Source organism: Georgenia ruanii, from assembly GCF_009193175.1.
Lineage (GTDB): Bacteria > Actinomycetota > Actinomycetes > Actinomycetales > Actinomycetaceae > Georgenia > Georgenia ruanii.
In genome coordinates, this window is the sequence record NZ_VUKE01000009.1 from 21,493 (window position 1) to 44,684 (window position 23,192).

Below are 23,192 nucleotides of genomic sequence, written 5' to 3' on the forward strand. Positions count from 1 at the left end.
AAAGCCGCGGCAGGACGGGCGTTTTTAGCGGCAACCGCGTGGCGGGCATTCACCGAGGCTATGCACGCGCAGAATGTCGAGACGCCAATGAGATTCGCTTGACGCACCCCTGACCCCGCGGCACAGTGACTGCCACGCATGGGCGCGCGCAGGTGACGGCGGCGGTGACCCCGGAGGACGATGAGGTGAGCGGTGACCACGACGGCCGGACTGACCTGGGCGGTCAAGGAGAGCCTGGTGACGTACGTCGAGGGGCTCGCGGACGGGATGGTCGACACCCTCGCTCCGGCGTCGCGCACCGCGGACGGCTTCTGGTTTCCGCTGTCCGCGGAGGATCCGGGCCCGGCGGCCGGCCACCCCAGATCCGCGTGGCAGTTCCTCGGCACGGTCCGGCTCAGCGGGCACTGGGGCGCCCTGGACGTCGAGCTCCGGGATCCACGGGTGGAGTTCGGCGGCGGGCACGGCACGTTGCTGATCCGCGAGCGCGGCGGTCGTGACGCGGACGCCCGCCTGCCGCTCGCCGATCTCGTGCCCGGCGGGCCCGCCGCGGCAGGGGACGGGAAGCCGGCGGGCGTCGGCATGTCGACGCTGGAGCTGGCCGCGTCGCTGACCGGCCACGGACGCCTCCTCCTCGGGGGCCAGTACGGCGTCGGTGAACCGCTGAGCACGCTCCGCGTCTCCATCCCGGCCCGCGATCTCGCGATCCTCGGCGGCGATGGCTGACGATCTGGGGCCGTCGGCGGACACCGAGCTGGCCCGGCTGGCCTCGGTCGACCTCAACCTGCTGGTGCCGCTCCTGGCGCTGCTCGAGGAGCGGTCGGTGACGCGGGCGGCGGCCAAGGTGGGCCTGTCGCAGCCGGCGATGAGCCACGCGCTGCGGCGCATGCGCCGCCTGCTGGGCGACGAACTCGTGGTGCGCCAGGGCAGCGGGATGTCGCTGACCCCCCGCGGCGTGGAGCTCATCGTGCCGCTGCGACGCGCGCTGCACCAGACGGCCCGCGTGGTCGGTTCCGCCCCGTTCGATCCCGCCGTCGACCGTCGCGTGATCACCGTGGCGATGACGAGCAGCACGGCCCTGGTCATCGGCAGCACCCTGGCCCGGTTGCTGGCGGAGCGCGCGCCGCACGCGGTGCTGCGGATGCGCATCGCGCCGATGCCGTCGAGCACGATGTTCACCGAGGACGGCGTGGACGTGATGCTCATGTCCGAGGCGTTCACGTTGCCGCACCCCCGGGAGCGTCTGTACGACGACCGCTGGGTGGTCATCACCAACTCGCGCGCACCCAAGGCCGCGGGCCCCGCCGAGCTGCTGGCGACGCTGCCGCACGTCACGTTCGACTCCTCGCCGCAGCGGTACCGGCCCTACGAGGTGCTGGACGCCGAGGGGCTGGCGTACACGGTGCGCCAGTACGTCTCCGACAGCCTGCTGATCCCGCAGCTGATCGCCGGCGCCGGGGGCGTGGCCGTGCATCGGTACCGGGTGACCACGGCCATGAGCGCCTACCTCGACCTGCGCATCGAGGAGTTCCCGTTCCCGATCCAGCGGCTCGGCACGGACATGGTGTGGAACCCGTGGCTGGCCGACGACGAGTTCAAGAGCTGGCTGCGCGGGATCTTCGTCGAGGCCGCCGCGTCGCTGTGACGGGCTCGCGCGCCGGCCAGCCGCCTACGGCAGCGGCTCGCGCAGCCCGCTCGCCCGTCGCACCGGGCGCTCCACCGCCGCCCGCACCGCCTCGGCGCCGCCGACGATCCGCACCAGCTCTCGCGCCCGGGTGACGGCGGTGTACAGCAGCTCGCGGGTGAGGAGCGGCGAGGTGGCAGGCGGCAGCACGAGGGAGACGTGGGCGAACTGGCTGCCCTGCCCGCGGTGCACGGTCATGGCGTGGACGCTCTCCACCGGCGGCAGGCGGTGCGGGCGCACGCGCAGGGGCTGGTCCGGGTCGCCGAAGACGGCGACGACGCCCCCGGCGCCGTCGCCGACGACGACGCCGGTGTCGCCGTTGTACAGGCCGGTGTCCCGGTCGTTGCTGGTGACCAGCAGCGGGCGGCCGGGGTACCACGGGGAGTCCGTGGCGTCGGGGCCGGCCGCCGCGCGCACCCAGCCCTCGACCAGCGCCGCCCAGTGGGCCACCCCCGCCCGGCCGCGGCGGTGCGCGAGCAGCAGCCGGTGGGACTCCAGGGCGCGCAGGGCGCCGGCGGCGTCGCCGGCGCGGGCGGCGGCGACCAGCGCCGCGCCGGCCGCCGTGGCGTCGTGGCGGACGCCGGCGGCCTCGGCGTCGGTGAGGCGCTCGCCGGCCGTCTCGACGAACTGGACCTCCCGCGCGCCCGAGCGCAGCACGGCGAGGACGCGGTCGGCGTCGCCGGCGCGGATCGCCGCGGCCAGGTCGGCGATGGCGCCGCTGAACCGGTGGACCCGCTCGAGCCGGACCACCCCGTTGCGCAGGGCGTCCCGCGCGGCGGCGTCGGTGGGCACATCCCGGGGCAGGATCGCCGCGAGCGCGGCGGGCAGGGTGTCGACGACGGGCGGGCGGGCCACGAGGTCGCCGAGCACGGCACCGGCCTCGACGGAGGCGAGCTGGTCGGGGTCGCCGACGAGCAGCAGCCGGGCCTCGGGGCGCAGCGCCTCGAGCAGGCGCGCCATGAGCGGCAGGGAGACCATCGAGGTCTCGTCGACGACGACCACGTCGTGGGGCAGGTGGTGGTCGGCGTCGTGGCGGAACCGGGTGGAGCTGCCCGGCCGCCAGCCCAGCAGCCGGTGCACGGTGGTGGCCTCCGGCTCCCCCACCGCGGCGCGGTCCGGCGCGCCCAGGCGCGCGACCTCCGCACGCACGGCCTCCTGCAGCCGGGCGGCGGCCTTGCCGGTGGGGGCGGCGAGCGCGACCCGCAGCCCGGGCCCGGCCACCTCCTGCAGGACGGCGAGCACCCGGGCGACCGTGGTGGTCTTGCCCGTGCCGGGGCCGCCGGTGAGCACGGTGAGCCGACTGAGCACCGCCGTCGCCGCGGCGAGGCGCTGGCGGTCGTCCTCCGGGCTGGGGAACAGGCGGCGTGCGGCCGCGGCCACGGCCTGGGCCGGCGCCGCATTCGGGGCAGCCGCGCCCGGGGCCTGCACGGCGGGGGCGCCTGGGGCAGCCGCGCTCAGGCGCGCGTCGACCGCGCGGCGCACGGCCATCTCGTGGCGCCAGTAGCGGTCGAGGTAGAGGCGGCCGTCCAGCCAGCGCACCGGCCGGTCGGCGGGGCCGTGGACGCCGACGGCGACGAGCGGGCTGGCCTCGATCGCGGCGCGCCACGCCCCCGCCTCGGGCCAGGGCAGCTCGCCGACCTCGACGGCCTCCTCCCCCTCCGGCACCGCGAGGGCGGCGAGGTCGTCGAGGAAGACGCACACCGAGCCCGAGCGCACCGCGCGCACGGCCAGCGCGACCGCGAGCAGGACCCGCTCGTCGTCCTCGCGGGCCAGCCGGCCCAGGCGCCGGGCGACGTGCACGTCCGCCGCGGCGAGGACGCCGGCGGCGTTGAACGGGGCCAGCAGCGGTCCGGCGCCGAGGGCGAGGCGCGGGTCCGCGGAAGGGCCCGAGAGCGTAGCCGCGGAGGCGTCGCGGCCGCGCGTTTCCGCGGACACGCCGGTCGCGGCCGGCCGGCTCATGCGCGCCTCCCCTCGAGCAGCGTGGACAGCTCCACGACCAGCGCGGCCGGCGGGCGCCACGCCATCACCCCGTGCGGGGTGCCGTCGGTGACCGGGGTGCCCGGCCCGCACATGCCGCGTACGAACAGGTACAGCCCGCCGCCGAGGTGGCGCTCGGGGTCGTAGCCGCGCTGGCGCCAGCGCAGGAAGCGGTGCAGCGCGGCGAGGTAGAGCAGCAGCTGGAGCGGGTAGTGCGCCTGCATCATCGCCTCGGCCATGACCACCGGGCGGTAGTGCCAGGCGGTGAGGGGCTCCTCGGCCGGGCCGAGGCGGTTGGTCTTGTAGTCCGCGACGACGTAGCGGGGCTGCCCGGCGGCGTCGCGCAGGCGGAGGACGGCGTCGAGGCTGCCGGTGAGGTAGCCGCGCAGCTGGGCCGCGCCAAGCTCCCCGAGCAGGTCGGCGTAGGGGGCGAAGACGTCGTCGGCGGGCAGGTGGCGGCGCAGCAGCGCGGCGAGGTCGGCCAGGGTGGCGGCCACCCCGGCCGGGGCGTCCCCGCCGCCGAGGGGCAGCTCGAACTCCAGCTCGGCCAGCCGGTCGGCCGGGGCGACGTGGGCCAGCGTGACGCCGTCGGCGAGCGGGCCCAGCGGCGTGGCGAGGACCGGGGCGAGCCCGGCGGCGAGGTCCGTCGGGTCGACGCCGGGCACCCGGGCGGTCCCGGCCTCGCGGCACGCGCGCAGCAGCTCGGCGTCGAGGTCGGCGGCGCCGGTGTCGAGGTGCTCGAAGACGGTGTGCACGAGGGTGCCGAAGGCGGCGCCGGCGGGCATGTCGGCCAGCGGCGACGCCACCGCGCGGGCGGGGTCGGCCGGGCCGGCGCCGGCGTCCGGCCCGCCGGGGGCGCCGGCTGCGAGAGGCAGCTCGGCCTCGTCCAGGACCCCGGTGGTCTCCGGCTCGCTGGCGACGCCGGCCTGCTCGTGGGCGGCGGCGGTCAGCCCGGTGTAGGAGGTGCGCCGCCAGGTGAGGTCGAGGCGCCGGCCGAAGGCCGCGACGCCCAGCGCGGGCCGCGCGGCGGGCGGCGGGTCCCAGCGGGCCGGTGCCGGTCGCTCGGTCACCGGTTCCACGGCCATCGCGCCGCCGGCGCGCGCGGCCAGGGCCGCAAGGGCCGCTGTGATCTTCTCGTCGGTGCCGGCCGCGACCCGGTCCGGCGGCTGCTGGCCGGGGGCGTGGCCGCCGAAGAGGAGGCGGCTGAGCGGCCCGGCGGCGGAGTTCGACGAGGGCGCCCAGTGCACGACCACCTGGGCGGCGGCGCGGGTCAGCGCCACGTAGAGCAGGCGCAGGTCCTCCCCGCGTTCCTCGGCCAGGTGACGCTCCCGGGCGGCGTCATAGCCGGCGTCCTGCTCGCCGCCGACGTGCAGGAGCCGGGTGCCGGCATCGTCGTGGAAGTGCAGGATCGGCGGGGTCCTGCTCTCGTAGCGGTCCCAGCCGAAGGGCACGTAGACGACCGGGAACTCCAGGCCCTTGCTGGCGTGGACGGTGACCACCTGGACGGCGGCGGCGTCGGTCTCGAGCCGGCGGCTGCGCTCCTCGGCGTAGTCCTCGGCGGCCTCGGCGATGCGGCGGCGCAGCCAGTCGGTCAGGGCGGCCGTGCCGAGGTGGTCCTGGACCGCGGCCAGGTGCAGCGTCTGGCCCACGTGGCGCAGGTCGGTCAGCGTGCGCTCGCCGGTGCTGGTGCGCATGAGCCGCTCGGCGACGCCGTCCTCGCTGACCGCCTCGAGCAGGGCGGCCACGCCCCGGTCGGCGAGGGCCCGGGCCCAGGCGCGCACCCGGTCGGAGAGCTCGTCGCGGGCGGCGTCGTCCGCACCGGCGAGCCGGGCGGCGTCCCAGCCGACGAAGGGGGTCAGGGCCAGCGCGGCGGTGCGCCCGGTGTGGCCGGGCTGCTCCAGGGCGGTGAGCAGGGTGAGCCAGTACCCGGCGGCGGGGGTGCCGAAGACGCTGGACAGGCCGGAGACCACGGCGGGGACCCCGGCGGCGGCGAGGGCGTCGCGCACGGCCAGGGCGTCGGCGTTGCGGCGGGCCAGCACGGCGACGTCGCGCGGCTGGAGCGGGCGCCAGGCGCCGCCCTGGCGCAGGCGGGTGGCGCCGAGCTGGCGGACGACGTCCGCCGCGACGTCGGCGGCGAGGAGGTCGCGGACCTCCCCGACCCGGGGGTTGCTCGTGCCCCGCTTGCCGAAGGGCGCGCGGGTGACGTGCCGCAGCCGCACCGGGGCGCCGCCGTCGAGGCGCCGGCCGGTGTGCTCGGCGTCGACCGGGCGCACCACGATGGCGGCGTCGCCCAGCGCGGCGCCGCCGAGGAGGGCGTCGAGGCCGCGCAGCAGCGGCTCGTCGCTGCGCCAGTTGCGGCCCAGGGTGGCGGTGGCGGTGGCGTCGCGGCGGGCGGCGAGGTAGGTGACGACGTCGCCGCCGCGGAAGGCGTAGATGGCCTGCTTGGGGTCGCCGATGAGCACGAGGGTGCGGTTGCCGTGGAAGGCGGTGCGCAGGATCTCCCACTGCACCGGGTCCGTGTCCTGGAACTCGTCGACGAGCACCACCCGGTAGCGGGCGCGGACCCGCTCGGCGGCGGCCGGGCCGTGCGCGGGGTCGGTGAGGGCGTCGCGCAGCAGCACGAGCAGGTCGTCGTAGTCGAGCAGGCGGCGCTCCCGCTTGCGGCGGCGCACCTCCCCGGCGACGTCCCGGGCGAAGGCGTAGCGGTGCCCGGCGAGGGAGTCGGCCGGGGCGGCGGCGGGCTCGAGGCGGGCCTGGTGGTCGCTGACGGCGGCCCTGGCCACCTCGCGGGCGTCGGCGGGGGTGAGCGCCGGCTGCGCCGCCCCGGCGTAGCGCCGGATGTAGAGGTCGTCGACGGCCTCCTCGACGAGGTCGGCGATGTCCGGGACGAAGGTGGCGTCGGCGTCGACGTCGCCGGCCACGCCCAGGGAGGCGAGCATCTGCTGGCAGAAGCCGTGGGTGGTGGTGATGGTGGCGGCGTCGAACTGGGCCAGGGCGCGGGTGAGGCGCCGGCGCCGCCGGTCGAGCTCGGCGTCGTCGACGGCGGCCAGGTGGCGCACGACGGCGTCGTCGCTGTCGCGGGCCTGCGGCGCGCGCAGCTCCCGTTCGGCGGAGACGAGGCGCTCGCGCACCCGGTCGCGCAGCTCGGAGGTGGCGGCGCGGCCGAAGGTGACGAGCATGAGGTCGGCCAGCTCGGCGACGCCCTCGGCGACGTAGCGGGTGGCCAGGGCCGCGATGGTGAACGTCTTGCCGGTGCCGGCGCTGGCCTCGAGGACGGTGGTTCCGGTGGGCAGGTCGCCGCAGATGTCGAACACGGCCGGGGTGTCGAGGGTCAGCGGCTGAGTCATGGGTGCTCCGTCTCCTCGTGCGCGAGCAGCGGGTCCCACACCCGGCGGGCCAGCACGCCCAGCCGCGTGCGGTCCTCGGGCCACCCGGCCTGCTCGTCCGGGCCGGGGGTGCCGGCAAGGTCGGCCAGGTCGGCCTCGCCCCACACCAGCAGGTGGTGCTCGTCGGTGCGCTCGAACCCGCCGCGCCAGTCGCGGTCGGCGTCCTCGAGAGCTTGGGCCTCGGTGTTGTGGGCGGCCCGGCTGGTCGCGTACGCGCAGGCGGCGGCGACCGGGAGCGGCAGGGGCTCGCGGCGGGCGCTGGTGCCCAGCGCCACGAGCTCGTCGAGCCACGCCGCCGCCCGGGTCGGGTCCGGCGCGCGCAGGGTCGCGACCAGGGCGCCGGGCCGCTTGCCCGGGGCGCGGCCGACGGTGACGGCGCGCCAGGGGCGGGCCGGGTCGGCGGCGGTCAGGGCGAGCAGCTGCACCCAGGCGCGCAGCCGGTGCTTGGGCGCCAGCCGGGAGTAGGTCGCGCGCAGCACCGTGCCGTCGCGGACGCCGGGCACCGTGCCGGCGAGAACCGTCCCGGACGGCAGCGTGGTGCGGACGTCGGCGACGCGGGCCTCGGTGCCGGCGAGGCGGCGGGCGGCCTCGGCGATGGGGGCGACGCGGTCGGCGAGGTCGACCAGGGTGGCGCGGCCGAGCTCCTTGGGCGGGACCTCGCCGCGGCGCCACTCGGCGTTGACCGCCTGGCGGGGGTCGGCCCCGGCGAGGCGGGCGGTGAGCAGCCGGTCGCCGACCTGCCAGGACTCCAGGGGGTCGAGGTCCAGCGGGAGGCGGTCCTCGACGTCCTCGGTCTCCCCGGCCAGGGAGACCTGCAGGCGCTGGCGCAGGAACCACTTGACCGGGTGCTCGAGCGCGGCGACGAGGTCGTCGAGGTCGAGCACCGCCGGCGCCGGCTCCTCCGGCAGCGGGGCCGGCAGGAACGGGGCGGCGGCGGCGCGGGGGCCGCGCCCGGCCAGGGCGGCGCGGTGGGCGGTGGCGTCGAAGCTGAACGGGCCGGGCCGGCCCAGCGCCCCGGGGGTGTAGTTGCGCTCGTCGACCACCTGCAGCGGGTGGCGCACGAGGAGGTGCTCGCGCACCGGCCGGCCGTCGGGGGTGGTGGCGGCGGCGTCGAGGGCGTCGAGCAGCTCACCGACCGGCACCGCCGGCGGGCGGGCGGTGCCGGTGCGCTCGTCGGCGCCGCTGTAGAGCAGCACGAGCCGCTCCCCCGCGGCGGCCACGGCGTCGAGGAAGAGCTGGCGGTCCTCGCTGCGCCGGTCCCGCTCGCCCAGGCACGGCTCGCGCAGCAGCACGTCGTCGCCGTCGCTGCCGCCCCCGCGGGGGAAGGCGCCGTCGTCGAGGCCGAGCAGGCACACCACCCGGTGCGGGACGGCCCGCATGGGCTCCAGCGAGCACACGGTCAGCGCCCCGGTGCGGAAGCCCGCGCGGGTGGGCCGGCCCTGCAGGCGGTCGGCGAGCAGGGCCCGCACGTCCGGCAGGCGCAGCTCGGCGTCCTCGCGGCCCGCGGCGGCGGCCCGGACGTCGGCGAGCACCCAGCGGGCCTGGACGGCCTGCCAGTCCTCGCCGGGGGCGGGCTCGGCGAGCAGGGTGAGGGCGCGGTCCAGGCGGTCGAGCCAGGTGCCCAGCGGGTGGGCGCCGTCGAGGGTGGCGAGGACGGCGGCGAGGCGGTCGAGCAGCTCGGCCAGTCGCCCGGCGAGGTCGATGTCGGTGCTGTCGACGTCGTCGAGCGGCAGCGCCGGGCCGAGGTAGCGGTAGTCCTCCTCGGCCATGGCGGCGCCGAGCAGGAGCCGGTCGAGGGCGAGGTCCCAGGTGCCCTGGCCGAGGGCGGGCAGTCCGAACCGCTCGCGGCGGGCGAGGTTCTCGCCCCAGTGCACGCCGGTCTGGACCGACCAGTCGCGGACGCGGGCGAGGTCGTCGTCGTCGAGCCGGAACTTGCGGCGCACCGGCTCGGTCGCGGCCAGGTCGAGCACCTCCGAGGCGGTGACGCGCCCGTCGGCGAGGTCGAGCAGGGCGGCGAGCAGGCCGAGGAGGGGGTTGACGTGCCGGGCCGAGCGGTCGGCCAGGCGCACCCGCAGGGTCTGGCCGGGGTGGACGGCGTGGCCGGGTTCGCCGCCCTCGGCCGCGAGGCCGAAGGTGGCGGCGACGAGCGGGGCGACCGCCTCGACGTCGGGGCACATGACGATGACGTCGCGCGGCTCGAGGGTGGGGTCCGCGGCGAACAGCCCGGCGAGCACCTCGCGCAGCACCTGGACCTGCCGGGTGGGCCCGAAGCAGGCGTGCACCTCGACGCTGCGGTCCTCCTCGGCGAGGACGTGGGGGGCGTCGGCGGGCGCGTCGGCGCGCACCCGCCGTTGCAGCGCGCCGAGCAGGGTCGGCGGGGGCTCGGGCGCCGGGTGGTGGACGTCGGCCGCGTCGCCGAGGGCGGCGAGGCGCTGCTGGAGCTCGGTGGCGTCGCGGGCCATCGAGGCGAGCAGCGGGTGCCCGGCGAGCGTCTGCTGCGCGCGGCGGCGTGGGGAGGCGGGGGCCGGGGCGGCGGCGACCTTCTCCCACAGCGCCGGGGAGGGATGGGGCAGCCACAGGTGGACGTCGCGGTGCGCGCCGAGGGCGTGCAGGACCCGCAGCTGGTCCTCGGGCACCCGGGTGGGCCCGAACACCGACAGCCGGGCCGGCAGGTCGGCGCTCTCGGGCCGGTCGGTCAGCAGGCGCAGGGCGTCGTCGAGCCGCTCGGCGGGGCTGGGCGTGCCCAGCCGCTCGCGCAGCAGGCGCCACAGCCGCGGCTGCCAGGCCAGGTCGGCGGGCACGGCCCCGCCCGAGCCGTCGTCGTCGCGGCCGACGGCCCAGGCGCGGACCATGGCGGGGCGCTGGGCCGCGTAGGAGGTGAAGAGCCGCGCGAGGTGGCGGGCGACCCCCAGTCGGCGCCCGCGGCGGACGTCGTCGTCGGTGCCGACGCCGAGATGGCGGCCCAGGGCGGCGCACCACGGCTCGCCGGCGACCTCGTCGACGACCTCGAGCAGCGGCCAGCTGAGGTGCTCGGCCCGCCAGGGGTCGGCGTCGCGGTCGAGGCCGAGGGTCGTGGCGAGCACCTCGCCGACCAGGCGGGCCGGCGAGCCGAACGTGACGTTGGCGCACACCCCCGCCTCGCCCGGGGCGGCGCCGAGGTGGTGGGACAGGCGCTGGGCGAGCCAGCGCTCCACCCCGCGGGTGGGGACGGCGACGACGTCGGGCGCGAAGGGGTCCTCCGGCGGCTCGGCGAGCAGCGCGGCCAGCGGGCCGACGAGCGCGTCGGCGCGTTCGGAGCGGTGCAGGTGCAGCACGCGGCCTCGCCTCCCTCTGGTCTCTCGCGCCCCAACCCTATTTCGGCCCGCTGACATCCCGGCGCTCGCCCCACCGTGGCCCGCCCGGGAGCCGCTCCCGGCCTACGACCAGACGGCGGCGGTCCTGCTCACCGAGCGCGCGCTGGACTTCCTCCGGGACGTCTGACGGGGGCGGCGGGACCGGCGCGTCGGGCGGGCCTGAGGGCCTTGCGGGCGGGCCCCGGCGCGCGGAGACTCGACGGCACACCAGCGAGGGAGGGGGTCCACATGAGCACGCCCAGCCCGGACGAGGCCATCGGGATGGAGAACGATCCCTATATCGACGAGCGCGAGCACGCGCACGAGGCGCGGAGCGAGCGCGCGGAGGCCGCCACGGACACCGCCGAGGGCGAGGAGACCGGGCCCACGAGCGGCCGGTAGCCCCGAGCGTCCGCCCGCCGCCGACGTCCGCCGATCACGAGCCGTCAGCCGCTCGCCAGCCGGACCGCGAGGGCGATCATGACGGCGCCGATGACGACGTCGAGCACCCGCCAGGTGGCGGGCCGGCGCAGCACCGGCGCGGCGGCGCGGGCGCCGAACCCCAGGGCGGTGAACCACAGCACGCTGCCGGCCACCGCCCCGGTCGCGAACCACCAGCGGTCGGCGCCGTACTGGTTGGCGACGGAGCCGAGCATGAGCACCGTGTCCAGGTAGACGTGGGGGTTGAGGTAGGTCAGCGCCAGCGTGGTCGCCACCACCCGGCGGCGCCCGGCCGCCCGGCCCGCCAGGGGGTCCAGGCCCTGCGGCCGGCGCGCGCTCCACAGCGAGCGCAGCCCGTACACCAGCAGGTAGGCCGCGCCGACCCAGCGCAGCACGGCCAGCGCCGTCGGGTGCTCGCGCACCACGGCGCCGACGCCGCTCACGCCGAGAACGATGAGCACCGCGTCCGAGGCGGCGCAGATGGCGACCACGACGGCGATGTGGTTGCGGGTCAGCCCCTGGCGCAGCACGAAGGCGTTCTGGGCGCCGATGGCGACGATCAGCGAGAGCCCGGTGAGCAGGCCGGAGAGAACCGAGGACACCCGATCGACCCTAGGGAGCCTCTCGCGTGAAGGGAAGCGACAGTTTCTTCACGATCGTTAGCATCGCTTCATGTCCTTCCGCACGGAGCAGCTGGCCGCGCTGGTCGCCATCGTCGACCACGGCACCTTCGACGCCGCCGCCCGGCGCCTGTCGGTGACGCCGTCGGCGATCAGCCAGCGCATCCGGGCCCTGGAGTCCCAGCTCGGGCAGGTCGTCCTCGTCCGCACGACGCCCGTGCGCACCACGCCCGCCGGCGCCGTGGTGCTGCGCCTGGCCCGCCAGCAGCAGCTGCTCGAGCGCGAGGCCGTCGCCGAGCTCGCCGCCGGCGACGGCCCGACCCTGGACCTGCCCGTCGCGGTCAACGCCGACTCCCTGGCCACCTGGTTCGTCGGCGTGCTCGCCGAGTGCGCGGCGTGGGACGACGTCGTCCTGCGGCTGGAGGTGGAGGACCAGGACCACTCCGCGGCCCTGCTGCGAACCGGCGCCGTCCTCGGGGCGGTGACCTCCGACCCCGTCGCGGTGCAGGGCTGCGCCGTCGAGCGGCTGGGCGTCATGCGCTACCTGCCGGTGGCCACCCCGGCCCTCGCCCGGCGCCACACCAGCGGCCGCGGCCCGGACTGGGCGGCGATGCCCGTCGTCCGCTTCAACGCCAAGGACGAGCTGCAGGACCGGCTGCTCGCCGCCCACGGCGTGACGGGGTCCGGCCGCACCCACGTGGTCCCCTCCTCGGAGGGCTTCCTCGCCGCCGTGCGGGCGGGGCTGGGCTGGGGTGTGGTGCCCGAGGCGCAGCTCGGCGACGATCTGCGGACCGGACGCCTGGTCCGCCTCGATGCCCGGGACCGGGTCGACGTGCCGCTGTACTGGCAGTGCTGGCGGCTGCGCTCGGCCCACCTCGACCGCATCACCGCGGCCGTCAGGGCGGCGGCGGCCACCCTGCGCCGCTGAGCCGTCGCGCGGGTCACCACCCGACGTGGCCCTCCTCGGCGCGTCGGTCCCCGCCGATGTCAGTGGTCGGGTTCATCGTGGAAACCGACCGAACGTCGCGGACGAAGGGGGAAGCGCATGACCGCCATCGCGCTCGAGGTCGACCTCGAGATGGAGCAGGCCTGGGGGCTGGCCGACCTCGCAGGGGCCGTGGCCGAGGACGCCATCGACCCCTCCGCGGACCCGAACCGGGTGTGGTGCGAGTTCTCGCGGGGGCCGGCGATCGTCGTCGGCGGCTTCTGCGAGCACTGCGGCGCCCGGGACCACGACGACCTCTGAGCGGCGCGCCGTCCGCGGCGGTGACGCGCCCGGCAGCGCCCCCCGGTCGGCCGGGTCCATGACGACGGTCGCGGCCCCTCGGCTCCTCGACGTCGTCAGGCGAGCCGCGAGACGGCGACCTTCACCCGCAAGGGGCCGCCCACGCCGGTCGACCGAGGGCAGCATCAACCGCTCGTGGTCCGCGCCGTCGCTCGAGAGCCGGTTCCACAGGGGCTGACGCGGCTCCGCCACCGGAAGCCCGACGGCGAGGTCGAGCAGAGGCCGGCCATGTCCGGGAGGACCTGCTCGAGGGTGTGCGTGGCGTGCAGCGGGCCCAGGTCCGCGGTGAGCCAGGGATCGGTGACACCGTCCGGGCCGCCGTGCGCGTGCGTGTCGATCGGCGCTCCGGGCCGGACCTCCTCGCCCCGGGCGCCGGGGGCTCAGGCGTACATCAGCGACCCCGGGGTGGTCAGCACCTGACCGGTCTCCAGCCAGGTCTTCAGGCCGGAGAGGATCATCGGCCAGCCGCCGTACAGCTGCTCGTTGGCGCCCTCGCGGAGCTGGTCGTGCGTGACCGTGAGCCGGCAGGAGTCCTCGACCTGCTCGATCTCCCACGTGACCCGGGAGAAGCCTTCCTGCGTGACGTCCTCGCCCCACAGCGCGCGCATGGTGTGGACCAGCCGGCGGGGCCGGTCCACCTCGAGGACCTCGCCGTCGCCGAGCAGCCCGTCGGCCCTCGGGCTGACCATCCTCAGGGGCGAACCGACCTGCCAGTCGGACTCCGCCCGGGCGCCGAAGTTGTACTTCGCGCGGGTCTCGGGGTCGGTGATCGCCTCCCACAGGCGCTCGGGCGTGGTGCGGATGTAGATCTCGAAGACCTTCTCCATCGGAGTCTCCAGGGTGCTCTTGAGCTCGCTGAGCGCCGCCGCCCAGGGCTCGGCGTACTTGCTCACCCACCGGTCGTGGATGAGGCGGATGGGAATCGGGTTGAGGAAGTGGAGCTTCTCCCGGCCCCGCCGTCGGACGACGACGAGGCCGGCCTCCTCCAGCTGCTTGAGGTGCTTGGCCACCCCGAAGCGACTCATCGCGAAGCGCCGCTCGAGCGCGCTCATGGACTGCCCGTCCTGGCGGAAGAGCTCGTCGAGGAGCTGCCGACGCGTGGGGTCGGCGAGCGCCTTGAACACCGCGTCCACCCCTCCATTATGTGACCGTTTGGTCACATGTCAACACCTGACGGGCCACGGGGGCCACCTCGCCCCGCGTGCGCGGCACCGGCAGCCGCGGCCCCGGCGACCCCGCCAGTTCACGGCGAGCGCCACGGCTGCAACCGGCGCGCCGGCGCCCGTTCGGTCGACAGAACGACGCATGGTGACCGACCGCACACCGCCCAGGGGAATCTGATTGAACTTTCATGCATTGGCATGGGGTGACGGGCACGAGCCCGCTCGACGCACAACTTGGGAGAGTCATGACGAAGATCGCCATCGTCACCGGCAGCGTCCGCCCGGGCCGCCAGAGCCTCAACGTCGCCAGCTGGGTGAAGTCCATCGCCGAGCAGCGCTCGGACGCGGAGTTCGAGGTCGTCGACATCGCCGACTTCAACCTGCCCGTGTGGGCCGAGCCCACCCCGCCGTCGTGGGGCCCGGCCCAGTCCGCCGAGGGCCAGGCCTGGTCCGCGAAGATGGCCGAGTTCGACGGCTTCGTGTTCGTCGTCTCCGAGTACAACCACTCCATCACCGGCGCGCTGAAGAACGCCCTGGACTACCTCGCCTCGGAGGTCAACGACAAGGCCGCCGGGTTCGTCTCCTACGGCTCCGCCGGCGGCGCCCGCGCCGTCGAGCACCTGCGCGGCATCCTCTCGGAGATGCAGGTCGCCCACGTGCGCAACGCCGTCCTCATGTCCCTGTTCACGGACTTCGAGAACTTCTCGATCTTCACCCCGACCGAGCCGGCCACCGCCTCCGTCGAGCCGATGCTCGACCAGCTGGTGACCTGGACCAAGGCGATGGAGGCCGTCCGCGCGGGCCAGTTCTCCCCCGTCGCGGCCAACGCCTGACCCAGCCCATCGGGCCGACCCGGCCCGCACCCGCCGACGGCGCGGCACCACCTGGTGCCGCGCCGTCGGCACAGCACCACCGATCGAAGGTCACCTCGTGACTCACCTCAACCACCCCTCACCTCCCGTCGACGCCGGCTGGCCCGACGAGGTTCACACCGACATCACCACCGCCGAGCGCCACCTCCCGGTCGGCACCGTCGCCGTCGTCGTCGGCAACTCCTTCGGCCACACCTCCCCGGCGTCCCTGCCGGGCCGGGTCGTGGTCGTCAACAAGGTCAAGCACTGGTCGCCGTCGGCTCCCGTCGTCGTGCTGCGGGCGACCACCGACGACGGCGGGTCGGCCCTGTTCCGCCCCTGCGACCTGCGGCCCACCTGAACCGGCGCGGGTGTGTGACGGGCGCCGACGACACCCCGGGGCCGATGCCCGTCAGGCTCCGCCTTGCGGCGTAGCGATCGCGGGGGCCATCCGCCTCGCGAAGGAGGGCTCGCCGGCACCGGCGGGCCTACCGTGACGCGCGGAGACCGCCGTCCGCCCCCTCGTCGCCGCCCCGGCCGCGTCGCGACGGCTTCCCAGGAAGGCCCGTCGATGCCCCCACTCGGCAGCACCCACCGGCGCCCGACGACCTCGGCCGCCCTCGGTGCCGATCCCGGCCCCACGTCGATGCCAGGCGGGGGCGGCGTCCTCGCCACGGCCGCCGGCACCTACCTCCTGGCATGGGTGGTGGGCCTGGTCGTCGCTCCCGCCTCGCCGGGGGCCTTCGCGACCGCGGCGGAGGTCCACGCCTTCTTCGCCGCGCACGGCGGCGCGGCGCTCGTCCAGTCCGCCCTCGTCCACGGGGTGGCGGGCCTGGCGCTGGCCGGCTGGGTCCTCGCCGTCGCCGCCCGGTCGCGGCGGGCTCGACGCTCGGTGGCCGCGGCGGGCCTGGCGGCGGCGCTGCTCTCGCTCGTGCAGGCGGCGACCATGGCGGTCCTGGTGGTCCAGGCCGAGGCGGGTCGGGTGAGCGCCACGGACGACGCCTTCGACCTCATCAATCGGTTGGACACCTTCAAGCTGCTCGCGCTCGGGGTGCTGGTGGCACTGGCGTCGGTCCAGGGCCGCGGACAGCGGCCCGCCTGGCTCGGCTGGTTCGGCGCCGGCGCCGCGGTCCTGCTGCCCGTCTCGGGTGCGGCGTTCCTCGTCGACGTTCCGGCGCTCACAAGTCTTCTCTTCGCGTCACTGCCCCTGCTGCTCGCGTGGGTGGGTGCGATGACCCTCGTCCTGCTGCGGTCGTCGGTGCGGATGCGGCGCGGCGCCGGCGCTGCCGCGCGGAGGTCCGCGCGCTCCCGCGCCGGCTAGCGCGGCTGCTCGATGACGTGCGGCGACGCGGTCGTGCCGTCCCACGCGACAAGCCACGTCCGCGCGGCGGCGTCGCACCCCCGGGGCAGGCTCCGGGGGTAGGGCTGGGTCTGCCCGCCCGGCAGGGCGACCTCGGTGCCCAGCCGGTAGGTCTGGCCCCCGGCGTGCAGGTCCTCGTCGTGCCAGGCGAGCCCGACGTCGGGGAACATCGGCACCCACCGCTGCCCGGTGTGGTCCTCGACGTAGGTGCACCCGTGCTGGCGCACCAGGGTCCCGGTCAGCACCGCCTCCATGCCACCGCGCTCGTACGGCTGGTAGTACGCGACGTCCGTCGGCAGCGGCGGCTTGCCGCCGCACCCGGCGACCGCGGCCGCGACCAGCACCGCCAGGGCGCCCCGTCCGGCGAGCGTGCGCATGCAACCCACGATGGCACGCCGGGCCCGGCGACGGGGCCCGGTCGGCCGCGCGGATGCCAAGCCCCCCGCGCAGGCGCGACCTCAGGAGACCAGCAGCGCCCGGATGTCCTCGGCGCTCAGCGGCGCGGCGAGGGCGTCGCCGTCGTCGACCACCCGGTCGAACAGGTCCCGCTTGCGTTCCTGCAGGGCCAGGACCTTCTCCTCGATCGTCTCGTCGGCGACCATGCGGTAGACCATGACCCGCTTGTCCTGGCCGATGCGGTGGGCGCGGTCGACGGCCTGGGCCTCGGCCGCCGGGTTCCACCAGGGGTCGAGGATGAAGCAGTAGTCCGCCTCGGTGAGGTTCAGCCCGAACCCGCCGGCCTTGAGGCTGATGAGGAACACCGGGGCGTCGCCGGTCTTGAACTGCTCGATGCGCCGGGCGCGGTCGCGGGTGCGCCCGTCGAGGTAGGCGTAGGCGATCCCGGCCGCCTCCAGCCGCGCCCGGATGGTGCCGAGGAACCCGGTGAACTGGCTGAACACCAGGGCGCGGTGGCCGCCGTCGACCACCTCCTGGAGCTGTTCGAGGAAGACGTCGGCCTTGCTCGACGAGATCCCGGCGTACTCCTCGTCCACCAGGGCCGGGTCGAGGCTGAGCTGGCGCAGCAGGGTCAGCGACCGCAGGATCGTGAAGCGGTTCTTCTCCAGGTCGTCGACGAGGCTGAGCACCTTGCGCCGCTCGCGCTGCAGGTGGCGCTGGTAGACCTTGCGGTGGCGGGGGTTGAGCTGGACGCGCAGGACCTGCTCCTGCTTGGCCGGCAGCTCGGTGGCCACCTGCTCCTTGGTGCGGCGGCGGATGAAGGGGGTGATGCGCCGGCGCAGGGTGGCGAGCAGGGCGGGGTCCTCCCCGCGCTCGATGGGCTTGCGGTAGGTCTCGGTGAACCTCGCCGGGTCGGGGAACAGCCCGGGCGCGACGATGGAGAGCAGCGCCCACAGGTCCATGAGGCTGTTCTCCAGCGGGGTGCCGGTGATGGCCAGCTTGAACGGCGCGGCGAGCCTGCGGGCGCACTGGTACGTCTGGGCCTGGTGGTTCTTGACGAACTGGGCCTCGTCGAGCACCAGGGCACTCCACGGCAGCGCCGCGTAGGCGGCGAAGTCGATGCGGAACAGCGCGTAGGAGGTGACGACGACGTGGGCGCCGGCGACGTCGTCGGCCAGCGGCCGCTTGGCCCGCCGCACGGTCTCGGTGACGGCGCGCACGGTCAGGCCCGGCGCGAACCGGGCGGCCTCCGCCGCCCAGTTGCCCACCACGCTGGTGGGGGCGACGACGAGGACGGGGGCCGCGAGCCGGCCGGTCTCCTGCGCGCGGCAGACGGCGGCGAGGGTCTGCAGGGTCTTGCCCAGGCCCATGTCGTCGGCGAGGATCCCGCCGAGCCCGGCCTCCCACAGGTAGCTCAGCCACCGGTAGCCGTCGCGCTGGTAGGGGCGCAGGTGCGCGGCGAGCCCCGCGGGGACCGGCGGGGGCGCGGCGGTCTCGCCGTCGAGCAGATGGGCGACGGCGCCGGCCCACCGGGCGCTCTGCGTCTCGACCACGCCGAGCTCGCGCAGCTCCTCCCACAGCCCGGCCTGGTAGGCGCTGAGCCGCAGCTGGTGCGGCGGGCGGTCCTCCAGCGCGGCGGCCTCGGCGATGAGCCGGCGCAGCTGCTCCAGCTCGGGCCGGGCCAGGGCGAAGTACGTGCCGGAGTCGAGCACGAGGTGGCTCTCGCCGCGGGCGAGGGCGACGAACAGCGGCTCGAAGGGGATCTCCTCGCCGTCGAGCTCGACGGTGACGCCGAGGTCGAACCAGTCGGTCTCGGTCGAGTCCTGGGCCGAGACGCGGATGACCGGCGCGGCGTCGGAGCGCCGGTACTCCCGGGCCTCCCCCTCGATCTCGACGACCACGCCCTGGTCGCGCAGCGTCGGGAGGACCTCCTCGGTGAAGACGGCGGCCTCCAGGCCGCGCAGCACGGCGGTGGCGGCCAGCGCGGGCGCGGGGCCGGGGGCCCACAGCGCGGCGGGCGCGTCGGCGGGCAGGGTCAGGGCGCGCAGCAGCTCCGCCTCGGCGGCGGTGTCCCGGGCGGCGGTGGCGGCCGCGTCGTCCAGCGGCACGACCTGGGCGGCGCCGCCCAGGTCGTAGCGGAAGGACCAGGCGAGGTCGAGCCGGTGGCCCGGGCCGTACACCAGGCGCAACGCCAGGCGCGGCGGGGCCACCTCGGGCAGCTCGACGGTGCCGTCGGTGGACTCCACCGGCAGCACCCGGCGCAGTCCCGGGTAGTACTCGCGCAGGAACCGCTCGGCGTCGGCGGCCGGGACGAGGACGCGCCCGGCGTCGACCAGCGCGCCTGCCCGCTTGGTCAGCGGCTCGGCCAGCGGCGCCAGGAGCAGCCCGGCGGGGCCGCTTCCGGGCGCGGGAACCTCCACGGCCACGCCGTGACCGGGCCGGCCGAGGAGCCCGAGCAGCCGGCCGCCGTCGTGCCCGGCGGGCAGGCGCAGCGCCGCGGTGACCTCCAGGTCCCCCTCCCCGGTGCGGGCGAGGTCGACGACGGCGCGGGCCGGCTCGGCGGCCAGCTGGACCGGGCCGGTGCCGCGCGCGGGGACGAACGCGACCCCGGCGTCGACGACGCGGCGCAGCAGGGGCCACAGCGCCGGGCCGAACTCGTCAAGGAAGACCGGCACGTCGCCGTAGGTGTAGCCGGCGCCGGTGCGGTGGGCGAGGAAGAGCTCCTGGAGGGCCTCGCGGTGGGCGCGCACGAGGCGGTCGGTGTAGGCGTAGCGCAGGTCGGCCCACGAGATGCCGGTGCGCACCCAGTTGTCCCGGCGGCCGGGCACGACCGGGCGCAGGCGCACCCGGGCGCCCTCGCCGGCCACCGCGCGGACCGCCTCGAGCTGGAGGCCGAGGGGCACGCCGTGCGCGACCGGCGCGTCCTGGCGGACGATGTCGGCCAGCACCTGCTCCCACTCGGGGGTGGCGGTCGGGGCGGCGCCGCCGAGGCCCAGGCCCCACCGGGCCGCGAGGAGGACGGCGGCCACGTGCTTGCAGTCGGTGCCGACCGGGCAGGTGCAGTGCCCGGTGGAGCGCGGGCGCTGGGGCGTGCCGCCGACCTGGACCAGGACGGAGTACGGTCGCAGGCTCGAGCCCTCGACGGCGGCGTAGAGGGTGCGGCTGCGCGCGTCGGTGTGGTTCCACAGCACCCGGTCCTGCTCGGCATAGGCGTAGCCGCGCGCGAAGGTGGCCCCGCCGACGGCGTCGAGGATGTCGTCCTCGTCGGGGAAGGCCGGCCATCGCGCCGGTGGTGTGGATGCCGGGACCTCGTGAGCCACGCCGTTCAGGGTAGAGGTCGGGACCGACATCCCTTGCCCGGGCCGCCAGGCCCGGCTCGGCCCTCGGACGGTCCGGGGAGGCCAGGGCCCTGCTCCGCGGGTCGGCGGTGGCGTCCCACCAGCACAATTGGCTGTACGGTGACCGATCGGGCTGGGATCCTGGAGGCGCCGGCCCTGTCCGGTCCCGACGTCAGTGAAGTGGTGAACCATCATGACGACCAACCCGAACGACCGCGAGCCGGGATCCGCGGAGGAGGGCCAGCAGCCCCCCACGTCCCCGGAGGAGCGCACCTCGTATCGCGCGTCCGAGCCCTACCACGCGGCCGAGCCCGCCCCGGGCGAGGCCACCGCGAGCGAGGCCACCGCGAGCGAGGCCACGGCGGGTGAGGAACGCGCGGTCGGCCAGGAGGATGCGGCGCCGCAGCCCGACTACGGCGCGCAGGGCTACGGGCAGGCCGGGTACGACCAGACCCAGGCGGGGGCGCAGGCCGGCTACGGCGCGCCGGCCGAGCCCGGCGAGGGGGAGCAGGGCTACGGCCAGCAGGGGTATGGGACGCAGGGCTACGGCCAGGCCGCCTACGGCTCCCAGCCGTCCGGCGAGCAGCAGTACGGCCAGCAGGGCTGGGGCCAGCAGGCCTCCGCCGAGCAGCAGTACGGCCAGCCGGGGTACGGCGCCCCGGGCTACGGGCAGACGGGCTACACCCAGGCGGGCTATGGCCAGCAGGGGTACGCGCAGCAGGGCTACGGCCAGACGTACGGCTACCAGGCCCCGCCGATGTCGCCGCCCGACCAGCGCCTGTGGGCCACGCTCATCCACCTCAGCGGGCTGATCTTCCCGCTGCTGGGACCGCTCATCGGCTACCTCGTGCTCAAGGACCGCGGCCAGTTCGTCGAGGACCAGACCAAGGAAGCCCTGAACTTCCACATCACGCTGACGATCCTTGGCGTCATCTTCTCGATCGTCGCGGTCGTCACCTTCGGCATCGGCAGCATCCTGTTCCTCTACTACATCGCCGCCATCGTCTTCATGATCCTCGCGGCCGTCGCCGCCAACCGGGGCGAGCGCTACCGCTACCCGCTGACCTGGCGGCTGGTGCACTGACGCTGCCCGGCCGGTCGACGTCGTCGTCTCCGCGTCGGCCGGCCCGCCGCCGGTGCCCGCCGTCCCGACGTTCTGGCGCGCCCACGTCGACGTTCTGGCGCGCCCGCCTCCACCCATTAAGCGTACTTTTCGCGGGATGGGATAGTGTCATAGGGCACAGGTGCATCAGAGGCGGCGAGGAAGACGTCATGGCAGGCAAGAACCTTCATCAGCAGGTCCTCGCGGAGCTCGGCCGCGCGATCGTCACCGGCGCGGTCCCGCCCGGCCATCGCACCACCGTGGCGCAGCTCGAGGAGCGGTACGGGATCTCCCGGTCCGTCGCCCGCGAGGTGGTGCGCGTGCTGGAGGCCCTCGGGCTGCTGCGCTCGAGCACCAAGGTGGGGCTGACCGTCACGCCGTCGAACGAGTGGAACCTGCTCGCGCCGGAGGTCATCCGCTGGCGGCTGGACAGCGCGGAGAAGGCCTTCCAGCTCAAGACCCTCACCGAGCTGCGTCGCGGCATCGAGCCCACCGCAGCCCGCTACGCCGCCCAACGGGTGACGTGGCAGCAGCTGCAGGAGATGCGCCGCTGCGCCGCTGAGATGAAGCGCCTCGGCGCCGCCGGCCGCGGCGCCTCCCCGGAGTTCCTCGCCGCCGACATCGCCTTCCACTCGGCCCTGCTGGGGGCGAGCGGGAACGAGATGCTCGCGACCCTGGCCGGGACGATCACCGCGATCCTCACCGGGCGCAACGAGCTCGGCCTGACGCCGGCGCACCCCGCCGAGGAGAACCTCGACAACCACGTCCGCCTGGCCGACGCGCTCGCCGACGGCGACTCGGCACGCGCCGAGCAGCTCGCCGTCGCCCTCGTGGACGTCGTCGAGCAGGAGGTGGCCCAGCCGGTCGCCGCGTCCTGATCCGGGCCGCCCGGGCGGTGGCCACCCTGGCCTCCGGGCGGGGCCCGACGGCCCGACGACGATTGCGTGCCAAGACGGCGCATAATCGACGGCGCCATGGCCATCACCCCGCGGACGTCCGCGCCCCCCGCCCCCGCCCTCCCCCGCGAGATCTGGGTCCTCGTCTCCGCCGCCGTCGTCATCGCCATGGGCTACGGCCTGGTGGCCCCGGTCCTGCCGCAGTTCGCGCGCAGCTTCGACGTCGGGGTGACGGCCGCGTCCGTCGTCGTCAGCGCCTTCGCGTTCTTCCGGCTGGTGTTCGCCCCCGCCGGCGGGCGGCTGGTCGGCCGCTTCGGGGAGCGGCCGGTCTACCTCGCCGGGCTGCTCATCGTGGCCGTGTCGACCGGGGCGACGGCGTTCGCGCAGAGCTACGTCCAGCTGCTGGTCTTCCGCGGGCTGGGCGGCATCGGCTCGACGATGTTCACCGTCTCGGCGATGGGGCTCATCGTCCGCCTCGCGCCGCCGGCCGCCCGCGGCCGCGCCTCGGCTGCCTACGGCACCGCGTTCCTCCTGGGCAACATCGGCGGCCCGCTCCTCGGCGGCCTGCTGGCGGGCGCCGGGCTGGCGGTGCCGTTCCTCGTCTACGCCGCGGCGCTCCTGCTCGCCGCCACCGTGGTCGCCGTGTTCCTGCGCCCCGCGGCGCTGGGCGACCAGGCCGGCCAGGCGCCCAAGCCGCCGATGACGCTGCGTGAGGCGGTCGCCGTGCCGGCCTACCGCTCCGCGCTGGCCTCCGCCTTCGCCAACGGGTGGTCGAACTTCGGGGTGCGGACGGCGATCGTGCCGCTGTTCGCGACCGTGGCCCTGGGCGCCGGCTCGTGGGCGGCCGGCGCGGCGCTGGCCGCGTTCGCCGCCGGCAACGCCGCCGCCCTGACGATCGCCGGTCGGCTGGCCGACTCCCGCGGCCGCAAGCCGCTCGTCCTGCTCGGGCTGGTCGTGAGCGGCCTGCTGACCATCGCGCTGGGCCTCGCGCCCGACACCGGCTGGCTCCTGGCGCTGTCGGTGCTCGCCGGCGCCGGCGCCGGGCTGCTCAACCCCGCCCAGCAGGCCACGGTGGCCGACGTCGTCGGCCAGCGCCGCTCCGGTGGCCCGGTGCTGGCGACCTTCCAGATGTGCACCGACGCCGGGCAGATCCTCGGCCCGGTCGTGGCCGGCCTGCTCGTCGACCACGCCGGCTACGGCGCCGCCTTCGCCCTCTCCGGGATCCTCTCGCTGCTGGCCGCGGCGGCCTGGCTGCCGGCCCGGGAGACGCGCCCGGCGCACCACGAGCCGTAGCCGCCCCGGGCCGGTCGGCGCCGCGCCGGTGCGCCGTCGTCCCCCGTTCACCGCGCCGCCGCGGACCGGAC

At 76.2% G+C, this 23,192-nt stretch carries 18 protein-coding genes; 11 read left to right on the plus strand and 7 right to left on the minus strand.

Annotated elements, in window-relative coordinates:
• The first annotated feature begins 192 nt into the window (after positions 1-192).
• Positions 193-723: an HtaA domain-containing protein gene (locus GD880_RS10110; protein ID WP_152231509.1), complete on the plus strand. Its 531-nt coding sequence runs from the start codon at positions 193-195 to the stop codon at positions 721-723.
• A complete protein-coding gene (locus tag GD880_RS10115) occupies positions 716-1,642 on the plus strand; it encodes a LysR family transcriptional regulator (RefSeq protein WP_152231510.1) in 927 nt (308 codons plus the stop codon). Before GD880_RS10110 ends, GD880_RS10115 begins: the two co-directional genes overlap by 8 nt.
• A gap of 24 nt (positions 1,643-1,666) precedes the next feature.
• Here the strand turns inward: GD880_RS10115 and recD are convergent, their stop codons facing one another.
• Genes recD through recC form a run of 3 tightly spaced genes read right to left on the minus strand, consistent with a single transcriptional unit; the run spans position 1,667 to position 10,358 of the window.
• Positions 1,667-3,640 (minus strand): exodeoxyribonuclease V subunit alpha, encoded by a 1,974-nt coding sequence (gene recD, locus GD880_RS10120; protein ID WP_152231511.1) that lies wholly within the window; start codon positions 3,638-3,640, stop codon positions 1,667-1,669.
• The gene (locus GD880_RS10125) at positions 3,637-7,005 is read right to left on the minus strand and encodes a UvrD-helicase domain-containing protein (RefSeq protein WP_152231512.1); all 3,369 of its coding nucleotides are present in this window, start codon (positions 7,003-7,005) and stop codon (positions 3,637-3,639) included. The genes recD and GD880_RS10125 overlap by 4 nt, the downstream gene beginning before the upstream one ends.
• The gene (recC, locus tag GD880_RS10130; protein ID WP_152231513.1) at positions 7,002-10,358 is read right to left on the minus strand and encodes an exodeoxyribonuclease V subunit gamma; all 3,357 of its coding nucleotides are present in this window, start codon (positions 10,356-10,358) and stop codon (positions 7,002-7,004) included. The genes GD880_RS10125 and recC overlap by 4 nt, the downstream gene beginning before the upstream one ends.
• 267 nt (positions 10,359-10,625) lie before the next feature.
• Between recC and GD880_RS20325 the strand changes: the two genes are divergently transcribed.
• Complete coding sequence (locus tag GD880_RS20325; RefSeq protein WP_193314443.1) at positions 10,626-10,778, plus strand: hypothetical protein; 153 nt, start codon at positions 10,626-10,628, stop codon at positions 10,776-10,778.
• Between the two features lie 44 nt (positions 10,779-10,822).
• Here GD880_RS20325 and GD880_RS10135 read toward each other — a convergent pair whose 3' ends face one another.
• Positions 10,823-11,419, minus strand: coding sequence for a LysE/ArgO family amino acid transporter (locus tag GD880_RS10135; protein WP_226909549.1), 597 nt, complete (start codon positions 11,417-11,419; stop codon positions 10,823-10,825).
• Positions 11,420-11,489: 70 nt separating this feature from the next.
• Between GD880_RS10135 and GD880_RS10140 the strand changes: the two genes are divergently transcribed.
• Positions 11,490-12,365 carry a LysR family transcriptional regulator ArgP gene (locus GD880_RS10140; protein ID WP_152231514.1) on the plus strand — a complete coding sequence of 292 codons (876 nt, stop codon included), beginning with the start codon at positions 11,490-11,492 and terminating at the stop codon, positions 12,363-12,365.
• A gap of 117 nt (positions 12,366-12,482) precedes the next feature.
• Positions 12,483-12,683 (plus strand): hypothetical protein, encoded by a 201-nt coding sequence (locus GD880_RS10145; RefSeq protein ID WP_152231515.1) that lies wholly within the window; start codon positions 12,483-12,485, stop codon positions 12,681-12,683.
• Between the two features lie 419 nt (positions 12,684-13,102).
• On the opposite strand, the gene GD880_RS10150 is transcribed toward GD880_RS10145, so the two are convergent.
• The gene (locus tag GD880_RS10150; RefSeq protein WP_152231516.1) at positions 13,103-13,855 is read right to left on the minus strand and encodes an ArsR/SmtB family transcription factor; all 753 of its coding nucleotides are present in this window, start codon (positions 13,853-13,855) and stop codon (positions 13,103-13,105) included.
• A 275-nt stretch (positions 13,856-14,130) separates the two neighbouring features.
• On the opposite strand from GD880_RS10150, the gene GD880_RS10155 reads away from it, so the two are divergent.
• From GD880_RS10155 to GD880_RS10165, 3 genes are all read left to right on the plus strand, one after another.
• On the plus strand, positions 14,131-14,718 hold the full coding sequence (locus tag GD880_RS10155) for an NADPH-dependent FMN reductase (RefSeq protein WP_152231517.1): 588 nt from the start codon (positions 14,131-14,133) through the stop codon (positions 14,716-14,718).
• A gap of 97 nt (positions 14,719-14,815) precedes the next feature.
• Positions 14,816-15,097, plus strand: coding sequence for a hypothetical protein (locus GD880_RS10160; RefSeq protein ID WP_152231518.1), 282 nt, complete (start codon positions 14,816-14,818; stop codon positions 15,095-15,097).
• A gap of 210 nt (positions 15,098-15,307) precedes the next feature.
• Positions 15,308-16,057, plus strand: a complete 750-nt coding sequence (locus GD880_RS10165) for a hypothetical protein (RefSeq protein ID WP_152231519.1) — start codon at positions 15,308-15,310, stop codon at positions 16,055-16,057.
• Here the strand turns inward: GD880_RS10165 and GD880_RS10170 are convergent.
• On the minus strand, positions 16,054-16,473 hold the full coding sequence (locus tag GD880_RS10170; RefSeq protein WP_152231520.1) for a hypothetical protein: 420 nt from the start codon (positions 16,471-16,473) through the stop codon (positions 16,054-16,056). The two genes, GD880_RS10165 and GD880_RS10170, sit on opposite strands and share 4 nt — an antisense overlap.
• 81 nt (positions 16,474-16,554) lie before the next feature.
• Positions 16,555-19,812: a DEAD/DEAH box helicase gene (locus GD880_RS10175; RefSeq protein ID WP_226909550.1), complete on the minus strand. Its 3,258-nt coding sequence runs from the start codon at positions 19,810-19,812 to the stop codon at positions 16,555-16,557.
• A gap of 211 nt (positions 19,813-20,023) precedes the next feature.
• Here GD880_RS10175 and GD880_RS21025 point away from each other — a divergent pair, with 211 nt between their 5' ends.
• The 3 genes from GD880_RS21025 to GD880_RS10190 all read left to right on the plus strand — a co-directional run bounded on the left by GD880_RS21025 (position 20,024) and on the right by GD880_RS10190 (position 23,121).
• Positions 20,024-20,914, plus strand: coding sequence for a DUF4870 domain-containing protein (locus tag GD880_RS21025; RefSeq protein WP_152231522.1), 891 nt, complete (start codon positions 20,024-20,026; stop codon positions 20,912-20,914).
• A 188-nt stretch (positions 20,915-21,102) separates the two neighbouring features.
• Entirely contained in the window at positions 21,103-21,810 is a 708-nt protein-coding gene (locus tag GD880_RS10185; protein ID WP_152231523.1) for a FadR/GntR family transcriptional regulator, read from the plus strand.
• 96 nt (positions 21,811-21,906) lie between these two features.
• Positions 21,907-23,121, plus strand: coding sequence for an MFS transporter (locus GD880_RS10190; protein ID WP_152231524.1), 1,215 nt, complete (start codon positions 21,907-21,909; stop codon positions 23,119-23,121).
• Positions 23,122-23,192: the final 71 nt, after the last annotated feature.

Coding starts and splice junctions, on each gene's coding strand:
- GD880_RS10115 (WP_152231510.1), top strand. CDS start 716: ATGGCTGACGATCTGGGGCCGTCGGCGGACACCGAGCTGGCCCGGCTG.
- recD (WP_152231511.1), bottom strand. CDS start 3,640: ATGAGCCGGCCGGCCGCGACCGGCGTGTCCGCGGAAACGCGCGGCCGC.
- GD880_RS10125 (WP_152231512.1), bottom strand. CDS start 7,005: ATGACTCAGCCGCTGACCCTCGACACCCCGGCCGTGTTCGACATCTGC.
- GD880_RS20325 (WP_193314443.1), top strand. CDS start 10,626: ATGAGCACGCCCAGCCCGGACGAGGCCATCGGGATGGAGAACGATCCC.
- GD880_RS10140 (WP_152231514.1), top strand. CDS start 11,490: ATGTCCTTCCGCACGGAGCAGCTGGCCGCGCTGGTCGCCATCGTCGAC.
- GD880_RS10145 (WP_152231515.1), top strand. CDS start 12,483: ATGACCGCCATCGCGCTCGAGGTCGACCTCGAGATGGAGCAGGCCTGG.
- GD880_RS10155 (WP_152231517.1), top strand. CDS start 14,131: ATGACGAAGATCGCCATCGTCACCGGCAGCGTCCGCCCGGGCCGCCAG.
- GD880_RS10165 (WP_152231519.1), top strand. CDS start 15,308: ATGCCCCCACTCGGCAGCACCCACCGGCGCCCGACGACCTCGGCCGCC.
- GD880_RS10170 (WP_152231520.1), bottom strand. CDS start 16,473: ATGCGCACGCTCGCCGGACGGGGCGCCCTGGCGGTGCTGGTCGCGGCC.
- GD880_RS21025 (WP_152231522.1), top strand. CDS start 20,024: ATGACGACCAACCCGAACGACCGCGAGCCGGGATCCGCGGAGGAGGGC.
- GD880_RS10185 (WP_152231523.1), top strand. CDS start 21,103: ATGGCAGGCAAGAACCTTCATCAGCAGGTCCTCGCGGAGCTCGGCCGC.
- GD880_RS10190 (WP_152231524.1), top strand. CDS start 21,907: ATGGCCATCACCCCGCGGACGTCCGCGCCCCCCGCCCCCGCCCTCCCC.